We start from the raw sequence: 18,409 nt of genomic DNA on the forward strand, positions 1-18,409 counted from the left end.
GACGAGCGGACGTTCAGCCCGCACGCCGCCGGGCACGGCGGGCCGCCAACTCGTCGCCCGCGTCCACCACGACCGCCTCGCCGGCCGGCGACGGCTCACCGGCCGGTTCCGCCGGCAGATGCGACAGCGAGCCCTGGACCTCCTTGAACGCCCCACCGATGGCGATTCCGAAGACCCCCTGCCCGCCCTGCAACAGGTCGACGACCTCCTCCGGCGACCGGCACTCGTAGACCGTCGTCCCGTCCGAGATCAGCGTGATACCGGCCAGATCCGCCACCCCACGCGACCGCAGCGTCTCGATCGCCCGCCGGATGTTCTGCAGCGAGACCCCCGCGTCCAGCAGCCGCTTGACCACCTTCAGCACCACCAGGTCACGGAACGAGTAGAGCCGCTGCGTCCCCGACCCCGACGCGTCCCGCACACTCGGCACCACCAGCCCGGTACGCGCCCAGTAGTCCAACTGCCGGTAGCTGATCCCGACCGCGTGGCACGCCGTCACACCCCGGTAGCCGACCGCACCATCCTCCACCGACGCCCCGGCCTGCTCCGCCACGAGGGGAAGCGGCGTACCAGGATCAGGATCCCGTGGCTCATGCATCGGACAACCTCCCCGCCCGTGGGCGACACGTCGTTTCCGGGACGTGCACCCCTCGACAGGCCCAACCCTATAGCCCGGCTGGAGGGTTACCCGGCAGCATCTGTCGCGACACGCCGCACTCGGGGATCACCCCAGGGTTACCCGGCGGCCGAGTCGATCGTTATCCCGGACGGCGTCACGTTTCGTGCAGCAGAAGAGGCCCGGTGACGGTCAGCCGGCGAAGTCCTCCGGGCGGACCTGCTCCAGGAACTCCCGGAACTTCTCCACCTCGTCCTCCTGCTCGTCCGGAATGATGATCCCGGCCTCGGTCAGGACCTGCTCCGCACAGCGGATCGGCGCACCCACCCGCAACGCCAACGCGATCGAATCCGACGGCCGCGCCGACACCCGCAGACCGTCGCCGATCAGCAGATCGGCGTAGAAGACGTTCTCCTTCAACTCCACGATCTCCACCGCCCGCAGCGGAGCCTGCAACGCGGCCAGAACGTCCCGGAGCAGGTCGTGGGTGAGCGGCCGCGCCGGCTTCACCCCCTGCTGCTCGTAGGCGATCGCGGTAGCCTCCACCGCCCCGATCCAGATCGGCAGATAACGGTCGCCCTCGACCTCTCTGAGCAGGACGATCGGCTGGTTGGTGGGTAGCTCCACCCGAACCCCGACCACGCTCAGCTCGCGCACCGCCGCCTCCGTGTCGTTGTCGTCGTCCCCACCACCGTCCTGCGGCGGCCGATGCTACCCGCCGCCAGGGCCGGGATGCCCCTTCCCTGCACGGTACACGGGCCCGGATCCCACCGCCCCACGCGCGCCGCCCGCACCCGCCTGCACCGCACGGGTTACCCCCGGAACACTACGCCACGCCCACCGCCGCAGATCTTTCCCGCCGGACCAGTGCACCAGGCCACACACACCAACCGACGAGCGCGGCCAGGCCACACCAACCCCAACCGCAATCCGCCGGACCAGAAACCCGCACGGCACCACCGGCAGTCACCGGCGCCGGTCAGCGCCCCACCGTCCCGCGCAGCCCCACCCGGACCAGCGCCGCGTGCAGCCGCTGCGACAGACCCACCAACTCCCGCGCCGCCTCCGCCGCCCGCGCCCGGGCCGCCGGATCGTTCTGCCGCACCAGCGGCGCCAGCAACTGGGCGAACAACCCCACCTCGCGATCCGCCGCCGTCCGGTAACCACGCAGGTGCCGCGGCTCCAGCCCGTACGCCGCCAACCCCGCCACCGCCTCCGCGACCAGCAGCGCGTCCGCGTCGTACCAGCCCGACGGCTGGGGCACCACCAGCCCCATCCGCTCCAACTCCGCCAGCAACGAGTCACCGAGACCGCTGCGGGACAACAACTCGGCCCGACCGAGCCGCACATCCGACGACTCGCCAACCGTCCCGGCACCGTCCCGTCCCGGCACCACGCCGTCCGGCCCCACCGCCACCAACGACGGCCGCGACCGCTCCAACCCCGCCAGCCCGTCCCGGTCCGCGGCCGCGAGCTGCTCCCGGATCACCCGCAACGGCAGATACTGGTCCCGCTGCGCGGTCAACACGAACCGCAGCCGCGCCACATCGTCCCAGCTGTACTTGCGGTAACCCGCCGGCGTGCGTTGCGGCTCGACCAGACCCTCGGACTCAAGAAAGCGCAGCTTGGAAATTGTCGTGTCCGGAAACTCCACCCGTAGCTGCGCCAGCACCTCACCGATACTCATCAGTGGCTGGCCCCGAGCGGCCGCCCCCGACCCGGGAACAGCCGCCGCCGCACGCTCACTCACCCCCGGCCGGCCCCCTCCTCCGCACGCGGACCGGCGATGAAGACCAGCCGGAACTTGCCGACCTGGACCTCGTCGCCGTTGCTCAGCGTCGCCGCCTCGACCCGCTCCCGATTCACGTACGTCCCGTTCAGGCTCCCCACGTCCCGCACCGTGAACGTGCCACCGTCCCGGTGGAACTCGGCGTGCCGACGGGAGACCGTCACGTCGTCGAGGAAAATGTCACTGTCGGGATGCCGACCGCTCGTTGTCACGTCGTGATCCAACAGGAACCGGGCACCGGCATTGGGACCACGCCGAACCACCAGCAACGCCATCCCCGGAGGCAGCGAACCTGACATCCGGCTCGGCACGACATCGGTCTCGGGCCCCTCCAACATCTCGTCGAGAGAACCGAGGTTCAGCGTCGAAGTGACGTCGAGCGGGGGAAACTCGTCGTCTGGGCGCGTCATTGGGACCACCTCACGGATCTGTTCGGTCGGCGTCGGGTGTTACGGGTCTGGCCGCCGGGCACCCACGAGGCCCAGCGGCTGGCTCCCCCGTGCCCGGGAAGGCATTTCCGCAACGCGCAACTATTGGTTCTCGGTCGACTGGGCGAGCCTAGCCAGCGCCGAAATACAGGGCAACCAGACGCGCGGACACAACCACGCGCCGACGTCACCACAATCAGCTCTCGGTCAGCTCCCGATACGCGTCCGCGGAGAGCAGGCCCGCCACCGCCGAGGCGTCACCGGGCACGATCTCCACCAGCCACCCCGCACCGTACGGGTCGCTGTTGATCACCTCGGGAGTGTCCACGAGCTGCTCGTTGCGCGCCACCACCGTGCCGGACAGCGGCGCGTAGATCTCCGAGACACTCTTGGTCGACTCGACCTCGCCGAACGATTCGCCGGCCTGCACCGTCGCACCCTCGTCGGGAAGCTGCACATACACGATGTCACCCAGCGCGTCCTGGGCGAAGTGGGTGATGCCCACCCGCACCGGTCCGCTGCCGTCGCCAGCCACCCACTCGTGCTCGGCGGTATACCGCAGGTCCTCAGGAATCACCAGACGCGTCCTTCTCCGTCACACCAGCCAGAGCCGGGACGCCCGATCGCCGCCCCGACCGCGCCCGGTCACGAGACCGGACGCGCATGTTGCAGGTCCTTCGGCGGGCTGAGGGCCGTCACGTCGACCACCTCCCGCTCCTCGATCGCCACGTTACCGCCGTCCCCACTCACCGATGCCACCACCCCGCCCGGGATGTTCAGCGCGGTTTGCATGGTCTTCGGATCACCGATCACCGAGATCCGGTACGGCCCGGTGAGCCGGCGCCCGCCCACCGAGATGCCACCGTCCGCGTCGAGGAAGTACGTCGACGCGATGATCCGCACCGTCGCACCGTCGCCACCGGAAATCTGCATCGCCTCCGCCCCCGCGCCGCGCAGCTCCTGCACCGCGTCCAGCACCCGCGACGCCGCCACCGGCTTGGTCACCCGTGCGAAGGTCACCGCCAACCCCGGTCCCCGGGCCGGCAACGTCCCCGCCAGAATCCCCAACTCGTCGGCCCGGCGGGCCGCCTCCTCCAGGGCCGCCTGCCGCCCCTCCGCACCGGAGTTCAACTGCCGCTGACTCTCCTCCAGCACCGCGATGTCCTGCCGGACCCGCTCCTCCTGCGCCTCCAGGTCCGACAGGATCCGCACCAGGTCCTCCTGCCGCGCCGAGGCCAGCGACGCGTCCGTGGAATTCGTCCGCACCTGCACCACGAGAGTGAAGCCGAGCAACGCCAGCAGCACCGCGATCATCGCGTTCGCCGCCGTCACCCGGGACAGCGCCCGCCGGACCGGCGACACCCGCCGGCCGGGCGCCACCGCCTCGTCCACCACCGCCTCGCCGGCCGGCAGCGGCACGGTCGGCCCGTCGGCCAGCTCCGGCCCGCCGTCGCCCGTCAGCGGCACCGTAGGCCCGTCAGTCACCGACCCCGCGGCATGCTCCGCGGGCGGCGCCTCCGCCCGTCCGGGCGCATCCGAGTCCGTCGCACCGGCGCCGGTGCGGTCCGCGCCCTCCGCCGCCCCGGCCGACGCCGGGTCAGGCCCCACCGGTGCGCCACCGGCCGCCCCGCCCGGCGCCTTCTCCTCGTTCGCGTCCGCCATCGCTACGAACCTACGCCCGAAACAGGTGCCGGCGAATAGCCGCCACGTTGCCGAAGATCCGCACGCCGAGCACCACCACCACACCGGTGGACAACTGCCCGCCGACGCCGAGCTGGTCACCCAGGTAGACGATGATCCCGGCGACCAACACGTTCGAGATGAACGAGATCACGAACTGCTTGTCGTCGAAGATGCCGTCCAGCTTCGCCCGTACCCCGCCGAACACCGCATCCAGCGCCGCCACCACGGCGATCGGCAGATACGGCAGGAGCGCCGACGGAACCGTCGGATCCAGCCAGACGCCGAGCAGCACCCCGGCGAGCAACGCGAGCACAGCGATCATCGGCCGCCTCCATGCGGACTGGGGGATCCCCCGGTACCGGCCGACGACCCGGACGACGCCGGAGCAGTGGGCCGGGGCGAGGGTGTGGCATAGCGCAGCCGCGGCTCGGTCGCGGCCGGCAGGGTCAGATCGTCGACACCACGGAACTCGAACGACGTTCCGTACTCCTCGGAAACGCTCTCCATCAGCCGGGCCGCCGCGCTGTCCCGGAACCGCCGCTCCAACTGGCCCGGACCGATCGCGGACACCTCGTACGGGCCGATCACCGGCTTGAAGTCGACCAGGATCGCCCCACCCGCCGCCCGGATCGTCGACATGGCCGTCAACCGCTGCCCGTTGATGGCGATCGCCTCCGCCCCGGCGCTCCACAGCGCGTTCGCGATGTCCTGCAGATCCCGGTCGAGCACCCGACCCAGGTTCGTCCCACCGGCGCCCGTGACCGCGTCCGACGTGACCGGCGCGTCGGCGACCCGCACCACCAGCCCGTCACCGCGCACCCGACCCAACCCGGTGGCCGCCTCCAGGTTCCGCAGATTCGCCGCCGCGCTCCCGGAGAGCGCGGCGTCGCGCTGTCGCGCCACCTCCGCGCGCAACCCGTCCGCCCGGGCGGTCAGCGCCGCGTTCTCCGCCTCCCGCTGCTTGATCTGCTCCACCAGGCCGGCCCGGGCATTGCTGCGACTCGGCTCCGCCGCCATCGTCTGGCGATAGGCCACCGACAGCAGCAGGCCGAGCACGACCAGGGTCAGCAGGCTCACCGCCCGCGGCACCGAACGCCGCCAGCCGGTCGCCGGGCCGCTGTCCGCCCGGCGCGCCGCGGCGTCGACATATCCGGCGTCGAGCGGATTCCGGAACAGCTCGGTGAGGAAATCCGGCGTGTACGTCCGTTTGCCCTGCTCGGTCATCCCACCTCCGCCCGTGCGAACCGGGCCCGGATCAGCCGAGCCGTCTGGATCAGGTACAACCCGCCGGCCAACCAGTAGAGGCCCAGGCCCCACAGGGCCAGCCCCCAGCCGATCGCCCCGGCCACGGCCGACGCCCCGGGCACCGTGGCCGCCAGCAACAGCACCGGAAACGCGGCCAGCAGCACGAATGTCGCCGTCTTGCCCAGATAGTGCACCGGTGGCGGACGGTATCCATAGCTGCGCAGCACCGCGAGGTTCGCGGTCATCAGGACATCCCTGGCCAGCAGCGCGATGGCGAACTGCCACGGCACTACGTCACGCACGGTCAGCGCGACCAGCGTGGCCAGGATGTAGAGCCGGTCCGCGACCGGGTCGAGCAGCTCGCCCAACCGACTGACCTGACCCAACCGGCGGGCCACGAAGCCGTCCACCCAGTCGCTCAGGCTCCCCACGGCCAGCACGACCACCGCCGCGACCTCCTGCTCGGCGACCAGGAGGAGATAGAGGAAGAGCGGCACACCGAGCAGCCGGACGAAGCTGATCAGGTTCGGGACGGTGAAGATCCGCCCCGGCGAGCCGACGGGCTCGGCGGCGGCGTCACCGGTTGGCTGGGCATCACTCGCCCGCGCCGGCCGACGCGACACCGAACCTCCCTCCGCGCCACGGTCCGGCGCCCGCACGACGGCGCGGGACGGTCCGGGAACCGATGCGCGCTCGGGCCGGCTCCTCCCCCGGAGACAGCTGTCGTTCCGGACGGCAGCCGGCGACTGCCCCAGCCCCGGTCCCGGTGCTTTCGGCCCCCGTGGCTGCTCAATTGCCGTGCCACTATATCGGGCTCGCTTTTCGTGTGGCTCTTCGTGGCGCGCGTCGGTGGGATCTTCCGGTCCATGTGTGGTGATGGCCACTCGCTGTACTGCATCCTAGGATGCTAGACCGAAGGTGGGTGACCGGGCCGGCGGTGGCACCGCTCAGCGGCGGACGTCGATGCGGACGCAGCGGCTCAGCCGCTCAGGCCGGCCCGGCCGAACAGCGGGGCGTAGCCGGAGGGCAACTGGGTCAGCACGTCGTTGAGTTCACCGCCGGAGACCGCCTCGGCCACGGTGCAGAGCACCGCGCTGGCGTCCCACTCGGCGGTACGCGCCGTCGCCCCCGCCCCGGTGGCGACCCGACCGAGGAACTCCCGTGCCCCGAAGGAGCCCGCGGCGCCCTGCCCGGCCGAGATCAGCGTCGCGGCCAGCGGTCCCGGCAGCTGGGCGGCGAGGTCCTCGGCCTCGTCCGGATGCAGCCGCTGCGCCAGGATGCCGAGCACCAGGTGGGTCACCCGCTCCGCCTCCGCCGGGTCGGCGTACTCGCCGCGCTCCCGCACCTTGGCGACGAACTCGTCGTACCGCACTCCCCCACCCCCCGTGACAGACCTCCGGACCGCCGTTACCCGCCGGCACACCGATGATGCGTGCCCGCGGGTGACGGCGGTCCGGTCAGACCCGGGTGACCCGGATCGCGTCGGCGATCACGTATCCGCTGGCCCCGCTCCACCGACTCACCCCGACGACGTTCTTGTCGCCGGCGGTCAGCGTGAAGGTGCCCAGTGTCCGCCACGCGCCCCCGCCGGTGCTCTGGTCCACCACCACGGTCTGGTTGCCGCCCTTGGCCACCACGATGTAAGGGGTGGCGGTGTTGTAACCGGCGATGCCCGGATACCAGGCGTCGATCCGGTAGCTCCCCTCCGCCGGGATGGCCACCTGGTAGTAGGCCACGTCGCTGATCGCGGCCGGGTTGGCGTACCGGTAGTCGGCGCCGTAGCGCTCCGTCGAGTACGACGAGGTGAGCCAGTTGGCGCTGGCGGTGAAGCGACCGCTGGTGGTGTTGTCGACGATGGCGCTGAAGGTAGGAGGCGGGGTGCCGCCACCGGTGAGCGCGTCGGCCACGTCGGCGCGCAGTTGCGGAAGCATGCCGTAGAGCACGTTGCCCGGGCAGGCGGTGGCGACGTAGTCCCGGTGCCCGTAGATGCGGGAGGCGGCGATGCCGTACTGGTCGCAGATGTACGCGCAGAACTGCACCAGGCTGTCCCAGAGTGCGGCCGGTGGGGTGGCGCTGGTGTAGGTGCCCTCGTTCTCGATCCCGATGCCCTTGTCGTTCTGGCCGGGACAGTGCGCGCCGACCACCATGCCGCTGCCGGCGCGCAGCCGGGACAGGCTGTTGTGCCGGCCCTCCATGACGTAGCCGCCCCGGCTGATGGTGAAGTGCTGGCCCGAGTCGGACCAGCCGTTTCCGTCCATGTGGAAGTTCTGGATGCTGCGGGCCATCGCGAAGGCGTGCGCCTGGGTGTAGTTCGTGCTGTTCGCACCGGCGGTGTGGTGGATCACGATCTTGTCGGGCGAGGAGGAGATCACGCTGAGCGATCCCGGGGCACGTGCTCCCCAGGTGGCGCAGCTGGCGATGGTGGGGACGGGCACGGCGAGCGCGGCGTCGTCCGGCGCGGCCAGGGCCGGCGGCGGGCCGGCGAGCGACAGGCCGCCGGTCGCGGCGCCGACGCCGAGGAAGACGGCGCCGCGTACCAGGTCACGGCGGGAGAGGGGGTTGCCGGTCACGGTGGACCTCCAGGGAAAGCGGGGGTTGAAGGTTTCTTTGATGACGGCGATCCAGATTGAAGGAATTCTTACCAGAGGATCGGCGTCCACCGCTAGATCCCGTTCTGGTTGCGCGAGATGGAGGCCACGGAGCCGCGCCGGGCTCAGCCGGTGGCGGCCGCCTCGCCCGACTCCGCGACCTCGTGGTGGATCCGGCCGGCCGCCGTCGAGAGCGGGACGCCGCTGCCACCCCAGCGACCCGCGACGATCTCCGCGGCAATGCTCACCGCGGTCTCCTCGGGGGTCCGCGCCCCCAGGTCGAGCCCGAGCGGGGCGGCGAGCCGGCTGAGCTCCTCGTCGGTGAGGCCGGCCGAGCGCAGCCGCGTGAACCGGTCCTCGGTGGTACGCCGCGAGCCCATCGCACCGACATAACCGAGCGGCAGCCGCAGTGCCACCTCCAGCACCGGCACGTCGAACTTGGGATCGTGGGTCAGGACGCAGACCACGGTCCGCCCGTCCACGCGTCCCGCCTCCGCCTCGGCCCGCAGATAGCGGTGCGGCCAGTCCACCACGACCTCGTGCGCGTCCGGCAACCGACGCGGGGTGGCGAAGACCGGCCGGGCGTCGCAGACCGTCACCCGGTAGCCGAGGAAGGAGCCGACCCGGGCCAGCGCCGCGGCGAAGTCGATCGCCCCGAACACGATCATGCGGGGCGGCGCGGCGTACGTGGCGACGAACAGCAGCAGATCGTCACCGCGGCGCTGGCCGTCGTAGCCGTACCGGAGCGTGCCGGTGCGGCCGGCGGCGAGCAGGCCGCGGGTGTCGTCCACGGCCGCCGCGTCCAGCCGGGCGGCGCCGAGGCTGCCCGCCGTGCGGTCCGGCCAGACGATCAGGCGGCGACCGGTCCGGCCGGCCGGGTCCGGCTCCCCGGCAGACACGCAGGTCACCACCGCCACCGGCGCACCGGCCCGGATCGAGGCCGCCACCTCGGCGAACTCGCCGAACCCCGCCGGGTCGATCCGCTCGACGTAGACGTCGAGTACGCCGCCGCAGGTCAGACCGACCGCGAACGCGTCGTCGTCGGAGACGCCGTACCGCTGCAGTGCCGGCTCCCCGCTCGTGGTGACCTGCCGGGCCAGATCGTAGACCGCGCCCTCGACGCAGCCGCCCGAGACGCTGCCCACCGCCGCACCGTCCGGGCCGACCAGCATGGTGGCCCCGGCCTGCCGGGGCGCCGAGTGCCAGGTGGCGACCACGGTCGCCACCCCGACCGGTTCGCCGGCCCGCCACCACCGGTCCAACTCGTCCAGCACGTCACGCATGGCCGCTTCACCCGTACCCGTCCCGCCCTGCCCGTCGGCCGGCAACGACCCGTTCGCGGTGATCGGCGGCCCGTTGCCGACGGCCCGGCGTCATCCACCGATCGTCCCATATGTCCGATCACTCGTGCCGACCGCCCCCCGGCCCCCTCTGTTCCGAGACCGCCGGACGCGCGATAACTCGTCGGGCGCGTACGCACCCTCGCACTGCGAGGTTACGCGGCTGCCGGCGCCGGTTCGGGCCGTCATGCCCGCGAATGGCCCGGACCCGGGCGGGTAGACCGGCGGGGACGGGTGCCGACACGACGGGAGACAGCGCCATGCCAGGACCACGGCCGGGCAGCAACGCGTACGACGTGGAACGCGCGCGGCTGCGCAAACGCATCGACAACTCGGGCCGCCGCGCCAACGACGACAAGGCCGGTGACGCCGCCAACCGGTACCTGCAGGACGAGCGCGACCGGCCCGGTTTCGTCCGGGGCGAACGCGGGCTGGGCCCGAAGGGCGAACGGGGCCCCGGAGAGCCGAAATGACCGGGGTCGCGGGCCTACTCGACGGGTCACGAATCGGCCGGGTACGACGTGACGGGCGGCTCGGCGGGGCGGTCGACGGGCTGATCGCCGGCGCGGTCGGCAGCGTCGCGCTGAACGTCGTCACCTACCTGGACATCACGCTGAGGGCCAGGCCAGCCAGTGGTAGCCCGGAGCAGAGCGCCCAGGCGCTGGTGGAGAAGCTGCACATCGGTCTGGGGCCCGAGGACCGCGCGGCGAACCGCCGCTCGGGCCTCGGGCCCCTGCTCGGCTACGCAACGGGCGTACTCTCCGGTGCCGCGCTCACCCTGGTCGGGCTACGCCACCTTCCGAAGCCGGTGGCGGCCGGGCTCTTCGGCGCCGGCGCGATGCTCGCCTCCGACGGCGCGATGACCGCACTGGGCGTCACCGACCCGCGCCGGTGGAGCCCGAAGGACTGGCTCTCCGACATCGTGCCGCACCTCGCCTACGGGCTGGCGGCCGTGGAGACGCTCGGACACCTGCAGCGGGTCCGTCGCCGCCACTGAGTTCGCCGGCTCACACACCAGGGTCACGGGCTCACCTGGCCACCGGTCGCTCACTCCACCGGGCGCGCCTCGCTCCGGCCGGCTTCCCTGGCGTCGGGATCCTCGGCGACCGGGCGGGCCGACGGACCGTACGGGGAGACCTGGTCGGGCGGGACCGGCCGGCCACCACCGCCCCGGTTTCCGGTCGGGTCGCCCGGGCGCGGGCCCTTGGCGTCCTGTACCAGCGGGTTGTTCTCGTTGCGGCGCATCTCCGGCTGCTGCACGTTCGGCATGACCGTCCCTTCCGTTCGTCGTGGGCGATATGGGCGCCGGCCGGCGGTGCTCCGCCGGCCGGCCGCGTGCCCCGGGGGTCCGCGACCGTCCGCTTCGCCGGACGCGCCACACACGCCCGGGCACCCCATCGGCGTACCCCGTGCGGGTAGCGCCATTCCGCCCGAGCCCGGATACCTGGCCGGGCGACCGGGTAAGGCGGGGGGATGGAGCGTGACCGTGCACTGGCCCGGGTGTTGCTGGACCGGCAGGGCCGGACGTACGCCGACGAGGCGGGCATCCGGCTGGCCGACAAGCCCGGGCCGCTCTACCAGTTGCTGGTCCTCACCACCCTGCTCAGCGCCCGGATCCGGGCCGGGGTGGCGGTGGCCGCCGCCCGGGAACTCTTCGCCGCCGGCTGCCGTACTCCCCAGGGCACGGCGTCGCGGAGCTGGCAGGACCTGGTCGACGCGCTGGGGCGGGGACACTACCGGCGCTACGACGAACGGACCGCGACGATGCTGGGCAATGCTGCACGGCTCTGCCTGGAACGGTGGAACGGCGACCTGCGCCGGTTGCACCGGGAGGCCGGCAACGACCCCTCGGCGCTGCGCCGGGAACTGACCCGCTTTCCCGGTGTCGGACCGACCGGCGCGGACATCTTCCTCCGGGAGGTCCAGGTGGCCTGGCCGGAGCTGCGCCCCTACGCCGACCGCAAGGTGGCCGACGCCGCCAGGCGGCTCGACCTGCCGTCCACCCCGGAGAAGCTGGCCAGCCTGGCCGGCCCCGCCGACTTCCCACGCCTGGTCTCCGCACTGGTCCGGGTCTCGCTCGGGCAGCAGTCGATCACCGAGCTCAACCGCGCGGCGGCAGCCCGGTGACGGTCAGCTCACCGGCTTGCCCGAGGTGGGTCTGGTCAGGTACCAGACGGTCAGGCCGGCGGCGACCGCCAGCAGCAGGACGGTGTTGGTGACGCCGTCTCCCTCCTGCCCGGTGCTGCCGAAGTAGATGACGGCGAGTGCCGCGCCGACCGAGAGCAGGGTCCGCAGTCCCTTGTTCTTCACGTTTAACAGGCTAATCCGTATATAGGATGTGATTCTGACATTTGGCCGACAAGCTTCCTCCGGGGGTTTCTGGCCTGCGGCTTCGTGCCGGGGCCGGAGCGTGCGCCGCGGCGGATGGTCGTACAGTTCCGCCGTGACCGAAATCCGGACCGCCGTCGAGCTGCGCCACCCCCCGGAGCGGGTCTGGCGGGCCCTCACCGACCGCGAGCTGCTGCCGAAGTGGTTCGCCTCGGTCGAACCCCGCCCCTCGTCGATCAGTCGGTTCGAGCTGCGTCCGGTGGACCTGGCGGAACTGCCCGAGCTGATCGTCATCGAGCTGGTCGAGCTCGACCCGCCACATCGGATGGTGCTCCGATGGCCGGAGGAGGGCCGGTCGACCCGGCTGGAGTGTGAGCTTGTGCCCACCGCGGAGGGGTGCCGGCTGACCGTGGTGCAGTCCGGCGACACCGAGCCCTGGCTGCCGGACGATCCGGACGGGCGGGCGGAATGCCACCGGCGGCTGCTGGAGAGCCGGCTGCCCGCCGTACTCGACTGGCTGGCGTTCCGGGAGGTGGACCTGCCCGCCGAGACCGCGGTCCTCGGCGCCGTTGCGGCCGGTCGCCCGGGATCGGGCCGGCGCTCCCGACGCCGGCTCGTCGCCGCGCTGGCCGTGCTGGCCCTGGCCCTCGGCGCCGGAGTCGTGGTCGCCGGCCTGGCCGGCGGCCGCAGCGGCGGCGTGCCCTCCGGCGCGCCGGCCCCCCTCACCAGCACCACGCCGGGCACGCCGCCGGGCACGGCCGCGCCGACCGGCCCGACCCCGGAGGCCGGGCCCACCGCCAGCCAACCGGGCCGGCCGGCCCGGCCCAGCACGCCCGCCCGGCGCACGTCCACCACCGCCGCCGGGGCCAACCCGCCGAAGACCGGCCAGCCGAGGCTCACCGCCCGATACAGCACCGTCAGCAGCCGGCTCCTCGGCTATCAGGGCGAGGTGGTGGTGACCAACGAGGGCACCGCGGCCGCGACGGGGTGGACGGTGGTGGTCACGCTCTCCGGCAGCGCCCAGGTCGCCGACGCCAGCGGCGCGGAGGGCTACCGGCAGGAGGGTCAGGAGGTCACCTTCACCGGCGCTCCGCTCGCGGCCAACCGGTCGGCGACCATCCGGTTCGACGTGGAGCGCGACACCACCCTCACCCAGAAACGGCCGACGAGCTGTGTCGTGGGCACCGAGCCCTGTGCCGGCCTGTGAGGACGGACGTGCGGCGGCGACGCCGCCCTCGCCCGCCAGCAGGGCGGGACCGTCTCGGCGGTGGATGACTTTCAGTAGAGCAGGTACGGCCGCCGGCGGCGGTCGAACTCCGCCAGCTCCGCCGACCAGGCCCCGACCACGTCGGACACCTCCGCGCCGGCGTCGATCATCGTCCGCAGGCGGGTGGAACCGGTGAGCTTGTCGATCCAGTACGGCCGGGCCGCGTCCCAGCTGTCGGCCCGCCAGGCGAACGCCGGATATTTCCGGGCCTCGACCAGCATCGCCACCCCGGTGCGCACCGGATCGAACCGGGGCGCGTCGACGACCTTCACCTCCACTCCGGCGCAGAGCTTGTTGAGCAGGTCCGGCTTCTGACCCGCCGCGGTCGGCGAGACGCCTCCCGGAACTCGACCCCGGGCAGGTCCCGGGCGGCGAGCCGGTCCACCAGGTGGTAGTCGAAGTCGGTGGCCAAACCACCGACCAGCTCGAACGGCCGGGTGGTGCCGCGCCCCTCGGTCATCGAGGCCACCCCCTCGAACATGCAGGTGCCCGGATAGACCAGCGCGGTGTCCGGGGTCGGCATGTTGGGGCTGGGCAGCACCCACGGCACCCCGGTGTCGGCGGCGAAGTCACCGCGCCGCCAGCCCCGGCACCTGATCACCTCCAGCTCCACCGGGCGGCCCGCCTCGGCCGGCAGGAACTCCCCGTTGTAGAACCGGGCCAGTTCGCCGACCGTCATGCCGTGCTGTTGCACGATCTCCTTCTTGCCGACGCCGGAGGTGAACGGGGTGGTCATCATCGGCCCGTACGCCCGCCCACCGATCGGGTTGGGACGGTCGAGGACGACGTACCGGCGCCCGAGCCGGGCCGCCGCGACCATGGAGTCGTAGAGGGTCCAGATGTAGGTGTAGAAGCGGGCGCCGACGTCCTGGATGTCGAAGACGACGGTGTCGACGCCGGCCTCGGTGATCAGTTCGCCCCACGTCGCCTGCGACGCGCCGTACGCGTCGTAGACGGTGATCCCGGTGCGGGCGTCGATCCCGGTCCCCTCGCTGCCACCGGCCTGTGCGGAACCCCGGAAGCCGTGCTCCGGCCCGAACGCGGCGGTGAGCCGGACCCGCCCGGAGCCGTGCATCAGGTCGACCAGGTGCCGGTAGCGGGCGTCCACCCCGGTCGGGTTGGACAACACCCCGACCGTTTGCCCGGCGAGGGCGGCGAACCTGGAGTCGACCAGCACGTCGAGTCCGGTACGCACCCGCCGGCCGGGCCCGCCGCCGTGCCCGTGCCCTCCGTTGCCAGCGCCGTCGTCCGGGGCGGCGGAGGCGGAAGCCGCGCCGAGGGTGCCGACCGTGGCGCCCAGGGCGCTGGCGGCGGCGGTGCTGGCAAGGAATGCTCTGCGGTGCACGGCGGCCTCCCGGGGGCGGGGCGGGGCGGGCTGCGGGCGGAAGCCCTCTCGGAAGTTACCTACGCCACAACGGTTGGTCAAGAAGAAAAACTACGGGCGGTCGGAAGGGCGGGTCAGAGCTCCTCCGCCACCAGGTCGCCGAGTTCGATGTTCTGGATCATCAGCCACCGGGCCAGCGCCGGCATCCCGTAGAGCCACAGCGGGGCGGATTCGGTGGTGCCGTTGGTCGCATAGATGGCGAACCGCAGGTCGGGAGCGTGGATCGCCTCGATCCGCCACCGCTGGTTCTTGTCCCGCCAGATGGCGGATGGGTCCATGCCCCCACGGTAGTGCGCCCGCCGCGACCGCGGGGCTGAACCGCCGCCACCCGGTACGCCGGTCATGGGGTCACCGGAGATGACGACGCCGTTCACCGGAGACGGAGGAGCGCCGGTCACGGGTCGCCGGAGACCGGGGCGGTCGTCGGCGTGGCGAGCGGCGGCAGGGCGGGTCCCGGGGTCGTCCTGACCGGCAGCCGGACGGCGAACCGGGCGCCCCGGCCGGGGTGGCTACGGGCGTCGATGGTGCCACCGTGCCCGGTGACCACCTCGCGCAGCAGCGCCAGGCCGAGTCCGGTGTGCCGCTTCTCCGGGCCGGCCCCGCTGTAGAACCGGTCGAAGATGCGATCGGCCGGGTCGAACCCGTCGCCGGTGTCGGCGACGATCAGCTCGGCGACATCGGCCGCGGGCCGGCGTACGGTCACGTCGATCCGCCCGCCGCCCGGCGTGTGCGTCAGGGCGTTGGTCAGCAGTTCACTGATCACGCGACGCAGTGCCGACTCCACCCCGGAGACCGGGACCGGCACGTCCGGGCGGCTGAGGGTGAGCGTCACGCCCTGTTCACCGGCGCGGTCGGTCTCGGCGACCACGGCGGCCTCGGCGAGCGCGGCCAGATCCACCGGGGCGGCGGCCGGCCGGTCGCCGGGCGCGACTGCCAGCCGGGCGGAGAGCAGCAGGTCGTTGACGACCTCGCCGAGCCGCCGGGTGGTCCCTATCAGGCGGTTCAGCTCGGACTGGTAGTCGGCGGGTAACCCGGCGGCACCGGCCCGACGAGCCAGCACCTGTGCCCGGGTGTGCACCTGCGCGATCGGCGTACGCAGTTCGTGGCTGACGTCGGCGATGAACCGGCGCTGCCGGGCGAGCGAGTCGGCCAGCGGCGCGACGGCGAGCCGGCCCACCACCGATCCGCTGGCGACGGCGGCGATCAGCCCGAGCAGTTCCGCGACGGCGAGGGCGAGCAGCAGGTGGCGGCGGTCGGCGAGCTGGTACCGGGCATCGAAGATGGCCTGCACCACGTCCTCGCCACGGGTCTGGGTGAGGACGAAGTAGACGGTGCCGTCGCGCTCGATCGTGGTCTCCGTCGGGACGCCGGTGGCTGCTGTGGCGGTCATCGCCCCCGCCAGCGGGAATCCGGCCGGCGACGGCACGGCACCGCCGGTGATCTGGCCGTCGTGGAGCAGGAAGAGCCAGGTGCAGCCGGGTGGACCGGACGGGTCGCCACGGCCGGCCGTGTAGGCGAGTTCCCGGGTGATCTGGCGCTCCTGGCCGCGTACCAGCATGCCGTAGGAGAGGCCGCCGACCACCGAGACCAGGACGGTCACCGCGAGCCCGACCAGCAGGCCGACCCGGCGGCGGGCCCGGGCGACCACGACACGCTCGGCCGCCATCCAGGAGACTCCCGCCGACGTCGGCACCTCGCGCGCCGACCTCACAGTTCACCGAGCCGGTAGCCGAGGCCGTGCACGGTACGGACCGCCGCCCGGCCGAGCTTGCGGCGCAGGTAGTACACGTATGTGTCCACGATGGACGACGCGGCGGCCGCGTCGAAGACCCGCCGGCGCAGCTCGGCCCGGGAATGCACCGCCCGCGGGCGTACGGCGAGCACGCGGAGCAGCTCGAACTCCCGGGCGGAGAGTGCCACCCGGGAGCCGTCCGGGAGCACCACGTCGCGCAGGCCGAGGTCGAGCCGGCCGGCACCGATCGGCAGCGCCTCGGCGCCGTCCGAGGTACGTCTGCAGAGGGCTCTGATCCTGGCGCTCAACTCGTCCAGGTCGAACGGCTTGATCAGGTAGTCGTCGGCGCCCGCGTCCAGGCCGGCGACCCGGTCGTCGACGGTGCCGAGGGCGGTGAGCAGCAACGCGCGGGCACCGATCGCGCGGGAGCGCAACCGGGTCAGCAGGTTCAGCCCGTCGAGCGCCGGCAGCAGCCGGTCGATCACCATCACGTCGTAGGTCCGGGTGAGTCCGAGATGCAGTCCCCGCTGCCCGTCCCGGGCCACGTCGACCTGGTATCCCTCGTCGGCCAGTACCTCGGTGAGCATGTCCGCGAGTTCCGTGTCGTCCTCGACCAGAAGCAGACGGTGCACGGCCGGTGACGCTTCGATTGCCTGTAGCACACGTCGAGAATCCCACACCAATTCAGCGACATCGACTGTGACCGATATCTCTATGTGGTGTCGACCGACGTTTGAACCGGCACCACCGGATCCTTCGTGCGATCCAGGACGGGACTCTTCGCCTCGCGCCGCTCGATCCAGGTCAGCAGCGGGGTGGTCATCAACGTGGTGACGAGCGCGACCAGCACCAGCGCGGTGAAGAGAGTGGTGTTGACGATGCCCGCCGCCATACCGACGTTGATCGCGATCAACTGCATCAGGCCGCGGGCGTTCATAAGCGCGCCGACCCGCACCGCGACGCCCTGCGGTTCACCCCGTAGCCGGGCCGCCGCCCAGCAGGCGCCGAACTTGCCGACCACGGCGACCGCCACACAGCCGAGCGCGAAGAGCAGCACCGACGGCTCGCCGAGCAGACCGAACTGGGTGTGCAGGCCCGAATAGGTGAAGAAGAGCGGCAGGAAGACCACCTGACAGACCGGGGTGACGGTGGCGACCATCCGGTCGGTACGGTCGACGTGCGGCATGACCGCGCCGACGGAGAAGGCACCGAAGACGGCGTACAGGCCGATCTCGTCGGTGTACCAGGCCACCGCGAAGAGGAGTGCGACCAGGCCGAGCAGCCGGGACTGGTCACCGAGCCGGTCGCTGCCGACCAGCGCGGCTGCGAGGGGGCGGCCGATCGCCCAGAGCAGCAGTCCGAACAGGAGCGCCCCACCGACGGTCACGAACGCCGGCCCGGAGCGGCCCGACGCGGTGGCGAGGACGACGGCGAGCAGGATCCAGGCGACCACGTCGTCGAGCGCGCCGCTGGCCAGGGCGAGCGACCCGTGCCGGGTACCGGCCTGCCCCCGTTCGGTGATGATCCGGGCCAGCATCGGAAAGGCGGTGATGGCGAGGGCGACCCCGACGAAGGCGGCGGAGGTGGTCAGGGACGCGCCATCGGCGAGCACCGGCACGTGCCCGGCGGTGGCGAGCACCAGCAGCGTGCCGAGGGCCAGCGGCGCGACGACCCCGGCCAGCGACACCGCACCGGCGGTGCCGGCGAGCCCGGTCAGCGGATGCGAGGTGAAGGCGTACCCGGCCTGGAACATGAAGATGACCAGACCGACCTGGCCCACGACGTAGAGCACCGGATAGAGCTGCTGCGGGAAGAGCGCCTCCTGGACGCCCGGGGCCAGCAGCCCGAGCAGCGACGGTCCGAGCAGGACCCCGGCCACCATCTCGCTCACCACCGGTGGCTGGCCGACCTTGCCGAGCAACCACGCCACCGCCCGGCAGACGAGCAGGATCACCGCGACGGCGATGAAGAACCGTGGCGCCAGCTCGACCGGGCTCATCCCGCCCCAC

24 protein-coding genes are annotated in these 18,409 nt (G+C 72.4%); 4 read left to right on the plus strand and 20 right to left on the minus strand.

The window, feature by feature from the left end; translation table 11 throughout:
* Positions 1-13 precede the first annotated feature (13 nt).
* From ACN28C_RS22720 to ACN28C_RS22775, 12 genes are all read right to left on the minus strand, one after another.
* Positions 14-598, minus strand: coding sequence for a MerR family transcriptional regulator (locus ACN28C_RS22720; protein ID WP_422769550.1), 585 nt, complete (start codon positions 596-598; stop codon positions 14-16).
* 210 nt (positions 599-808) lie between these two features.
* Positions 809-1,273, minus strand: a complete 465-nt coding sequence (locus ACN28C_RS22725; RefSeq protein WP_421492865.1) for a bifunctional nuclease family protein — start codon at positions 1,271-1,273, stop codon at positions 809-811.
* A gap of 322 nt (positions 1,274-1,595) precedes the next feature.
* Positions 1,596-2,366: a MerR family transcriptional regulator gene (locus ACN28C_RS22730; RefSeq protein ID WP_422769551.1), complete on the minus strand. Its 771-nt coding sequence runs from the start codon at positions 2,364-2,366 to the stop codon at positions 1,596-1,598.
* The gene (odhI, locus tag ACN28C_RS22735; protein WP_422769552.1) at positions 2,363-2,815 is read right to left on the minus strand and encodes an oxoglutarate dehydrogenase inhibitor Odhl; all 453 of its coding nucleotides are present in this window, start codon (positions 2,813-2,815) and stop codon (positions 2,363-2,365) included. The genes ACN28C_RS22730 and odhI overlap by 4 nt, the downstream gene beginning before the upstream one ends.
* Before the next feature lie 214 nt (positions 2,816-3,029).
* Complete coding sequence (gcvH, locus tag ACN28C_RS22740; RefSeq protein WP_422769553.1) at positions 3,030-3,410, minus strand: glycine cleavage system protein GcvH; 381 nt, start codon at positions 3,408-3,410, stop codon at positions 3,030-3,032.
* Between the two features lie 68 nt (positions 3,411-3,478).
* Positions 3,479-4,495, minus strand: coding sequence for a DUF881 domain-containing protein (locus ACN28C_RS22745; protein ID WP_422769554.1), 1,017 nt, complete (start codon positions 4,493-4,495; stop codon positions 3,479-3,481).
* A gap of 10 nt (positions 4,496-4,505) precedes the next feature.
* The gene (locus ACN28C_RS22750; protein ID WP_421492860.1) at positions 4,506-4,838 is read right to left on the minus strand and encodes a small basic family protein; all 333 of its coding nucleotides are present in this window, start codon (positions 4,836-4,838) and stop codon (positions 4,506-4,508) included.
* Positions 4,835-5,740 carry a DUF881 domain-containing protein gene (locus ACN28C_RS22755; protein ID WP_422769555.1) on the minus strand — a complete coding sequence of 302 codons (906 nt, stop codon included), beginning with the start codon at positions 5,738-5,740 and terminating at the stop codon, positions 4,835-4,837. Before ACN28C_RS22755 ends, ACN28C_RS22750 begins: the two co-directional genes overlap by 4 nt.
* The gene (locus ACN28C_RS22760) at positions 5,737-6,384 is read right to left on the minus strand and encodes a CDP-alcohol phosphatidyltransferase family protein (protein ID WP_422769556.1); all 648 of its coding nucleotides are present in this window, start codon (positions 6,382-6,384) and stop codon (positions 5,737-5,739) included. Before ACN28C_RS22760 ends, ACN28C_RS22755 begins: the two co-directional genes overlap by 4 nt.
* Positions 6,385-6,740: 356 nt before the next feature.
* Positions 6,741-7,133 carry a DUF2267 domain-containing protein gene (locus ACN28C_RS22765; protein WP_422769557.1) on the minus strand — a complete coding sequence of 131 codons (393 nt, stop codon included), beginning with the start codon at positions 7,131-7,133 and terminating at the stop codon, positions 6,741-6,743.
* An 85-nt stretch (positions 7,134-7,218) separates the two neighbouring features.
* Entirely contained in the window at positions 7,219-8,331 is a 1,113-nt protein-coding gene (locus ACN28C_RS22770; RefSeq protein WP_422769558.1) for an N-acetylmuramoyl-L-alanine amidase, read from the minus strand.
* A gap of 143 nt (positions 8,332-8,474) precedes the next feature.
* Entirely contained in the window at positions 8,475-9,632 is a 1,158-nt protein-coding gene (locus tag ACN28C_RS22775) for an XdhC family protein (protein WP_422769559.1), read from the minus strand.
* Positions 9,633-9,949: 317 nt separating this feature from the next.
* On the opposite strand from ACN28C_RS22775, the gene ACN28C_RS22780 reads away from it, so the two are divergent.
* Both ACN28C_RS22780 and ACN28C_RS22785 read left to right on the plus strand, forming a co-directional pair.
* Positions 9,950-10,162 (plus strand): phosphatidylethanolamine-binding protein, encoded by a 213-nt coding sequence (locus tag ACN28C_RS22780; protein ID WP_422769560.1) that lies wholly within the window; start codon positions 9,950-9,952, stop codon positions 10,160-10,162.
* Positions 10,159-10,686: a hypothetical protein gene (locus ACN28C_RS22785; RefSeq protein ID WP_422769561.1), complete on the plus strand. Its 528-nt coding sequence runs from the start codon at positions 10,159-10,161 to the stop codon at positions 10,684-10,686. Before ACN28C_RS22780 ends, ACN28C_RS22785 begins: the two co-directional genes overlap by 4 nt.
* A 50-nt stretch (positions 10,687-10,736) precedes the next feature.
* On the opposite strand, the gene ACN28C_RS22790 is transcribed toward ACN28C_RS22785, so the two are convergent.
* The gene (locus ACN28C_RS22790) at positions 10,737-10,958 is read right to left on the minus strand and encodes a hypothetical protein (protein ID WP_422769562.1); all 222 of its coding nucleotides are present in this window, start codon (positions 10,956-10,958) and stop codon (positions 10,737-10,739) included.
* Between the two features lie 204 nt (positions 10,959-11,162).
* Here ACN28C_RS22790 and ACN28C_RS22795 point away from each other — a divergent pair, with 204 nt between their 5' ends.
* Complete coding sequence (locus ACN28C_RS22795) at positions 11,163-11,816, plus strand: hypothetical protein (protein WP_422769563.1); 654 nt, start codon at positions 11,163-11,165, stop codon at positions 11,814-11,816.
* Positions 11,817-11,819: 3 nt separating this feature from the next.
* On the opposite strand, the gene ACN28C_RS22800 is transcribed toward ACN28C_RS22795, so the two are convergent.
* Positions 11,820-11,984 carry an amidophosphoribosyltransferase gene (locus ACN28C_RS22800; protein WP_422774774.1) on the minus strand — a complete coding sequence of 55 codons (165 nt, stop codon included), beginning with the start codon at positions 11,982-11,984 and terminating at the stop codon, positions 11,820-11,822.
* 148 nt (positions 11,985-12,132) lie between these two features.
* Between ACN28C_RS22800 and ACN28C_RS22805 the strand changes: the two genes are divergently transcribed.
* Complete coding sequence (locus tag ACN28C_RS22805; RefSeq protein WP_422769564.1) at positions 12,133-13,224, plus strand: SRPBCC domain-containing protein; 1,092 nt, start codon at positions 12,133-12,135, stop codon at positions 13,222-13,224.
* A gap of 71 nt (positions 13,225-13,295) precedes the next feature.
* On the opposite strand, the gene ACN28C_RS22810 is transcribed toward ACN28C_RS22805, so the two are convergent.
* From ACN28C_RS22810 to ACN28C_RS22835, 6 genes are all read right to left on the minus strand, one after another.
* Entirely contained in the window at positions 13,296-13,556 is a 261-nt protein-coding gene (locus ACN28C_RS22810; RefSeq protein WP_422769565.1) for a hypothetical protein, read from the minus strand.
* Positions 13,553-14,629, minus strand: coding sequence for an exo-beta-N-acetylmuramidase NamZ family protein (locus ACN28C_RS22815; RefSeq protein WP_422769566.1), 1,077 nt, complete (start codon positions 14,627-14,629; stop codon positions 13,553-13,555). The genes ACN28C_RS22810 and ACN28C_RS22815 overlap by 4 nt, the downstream gene beginning before the upstream one ends.
* A gap of 113 nt (positions 14,630-14,742) precedes the next feature.
* Positions 14,743-14,946 (minus strand): hypothetical protein, encoded by a 204-nt coding sequence (locus tag ACN28C_RS22820; RefSeq protein WP_422769567.1) that lies wholly within the window; start codon positions 14,944-14,946, stop codon positions 14,743-14,745.
* Positions 14,947-15,062: 116 nt separating this feature from the next.
* Positions 15,063-16,334, minus strand: coding sequence for a sensor histidine kinase (locus ACN28C_RS22825; RefSeq protein ID WP_422769568.1), 1,272 nt, complete (start codon positions 16,332-16,334; stop codon positions 15,063-15,065).
* A gap of 41 nt (positions 16,335-16,375) precedes the next feature.
* The gene (locus tag ACN28C_RS22830) at positions 16,376-17,032 is read right to left on the minus strand and encodes a response regulator transcription factor (protein WP_422769569.1); all 657 of its coding nucleotides are present in this window, start codon (positions 17,030-17,032) and stop codon (positions 16,376-16,378) included.
* Positions 17,033-17,112: 80 nt separating this feature from the next.
* The gene (locus ACN28C_RS22835) at positions 17,113-18,399 is read right to left on the minus strand and encodes a cation:proton antiporter (protein WP_422769570.1); all 1,287 of its coding nucleotides are present in this window, start codon (positions 18,397-18,399) and stop codon (positions 17,113-17,115) included.
* Positions 18,400-18,409 lie beyond the last annotated feature (10 nt).

The sequence above is a fragment of the Plantactinospora sp. WMMC1484 genome, from assembly GCF_049315195.1.
GTDB lineage: Bacteria > Actinomycetota > Actinomycetes > Mycobacteriales > Micromonosporaceae > Plantactinospora.

Bases quoted from the DNA above. Each gene is read 5' to 3' on its own strand.
- ACN28C_RS22720 (WP_422769550.1), bottom strand. From the start codon at position 598: ATGCATGAGCCACGGGATCCTGATCCTGGTACGCCGCTTCCCCTCGTG.
- odhI (WP_422769552.1), bottom strand. From the start codon at position 2,815: ATGACGCGCCCAGACGACGAGTTTCCCCCGCTCGACGTCACTTCGACG.
- ACN28C_RS22745 (WP_422769554.1), bottom strand. From the start codon at position 4,495: ATGGCGGACGCGAACGAGGAGAAGGCGCCGGGCGGGGCGGCCGGTGGC.
- ACN28C_RS22750 (WP_421492860.1), bottom strand. From the start codon at position 4,838: ATGATCGCTGTGCTCGCGTTGCTCGCCGGGGTGCTGCTCGGCGTCTGG.
- ACN28C_RS22755 (WP_422769555.1), bottom strand. From the start codon at position 5,740: ATGACCGAGCAGGGCAAACGGACGTACACGCCGGATTTCCTCACCGAG.
- ACN28C_RS22775 (WP_422769559.1), bottom strand. From the start codon at position 9,632: ATGCGTGACGTGCTGGACGAGTTGGACCGGTGGTGGCGGGCCGGCGAA.
- ACN28C_RS22780 (WP_422769560.1), top strand. From the start codon at position 9,950: ATGCCAGGACCACGGCCGGGCAGCAACGCGTACGACGTGGAACGCGCG.
- ACN28C_RS22785 (WP_422769561.1), top strand. From the start codon at position 10,159: ATGACCGGGGTCGCGGGCCTACTCGACGGGTCACGAATCGGCCGGGTA.
- ACN28C_RS22790 (WP_422769562.1), bottom strand. From the start codon at position 10,958: ATGCCGAACGTGCAGCAGCCGGAGATGCGCCGCAACGAGAACAACCCG.
- ACN28C_RS22795 (WP_422769563.1), top strand. From the start codon at position 11,163: ATGGAGCGTGACCGTGCACTGGCCCGGGTGTTGCTGGACCGGCAGGGC.
- ACN28C_RS22820 (WP_422769567.1), bottom strand. From the start codon at position 14,946: ATGGACCCATCCGCCATCTGGCGGGACAAGAACCAGCGGTGGCGGATC.
- ACN28C_RS22825 (WP_422769568.1), bottom strand. From the start codon at position 16,334: ATGGCGGCCGAGCGTGTCGTGGTCGCCCGGGCCCGCCGCCGGGTCGGC.
- ACN28C_RS22835 (WP_422769570.1), bottom strand. From the start codon at position 18,399: ATGAGCCCGGTCGAGCTGGCGCCACGGTTCTTCATCGCCGTCGCGGTG.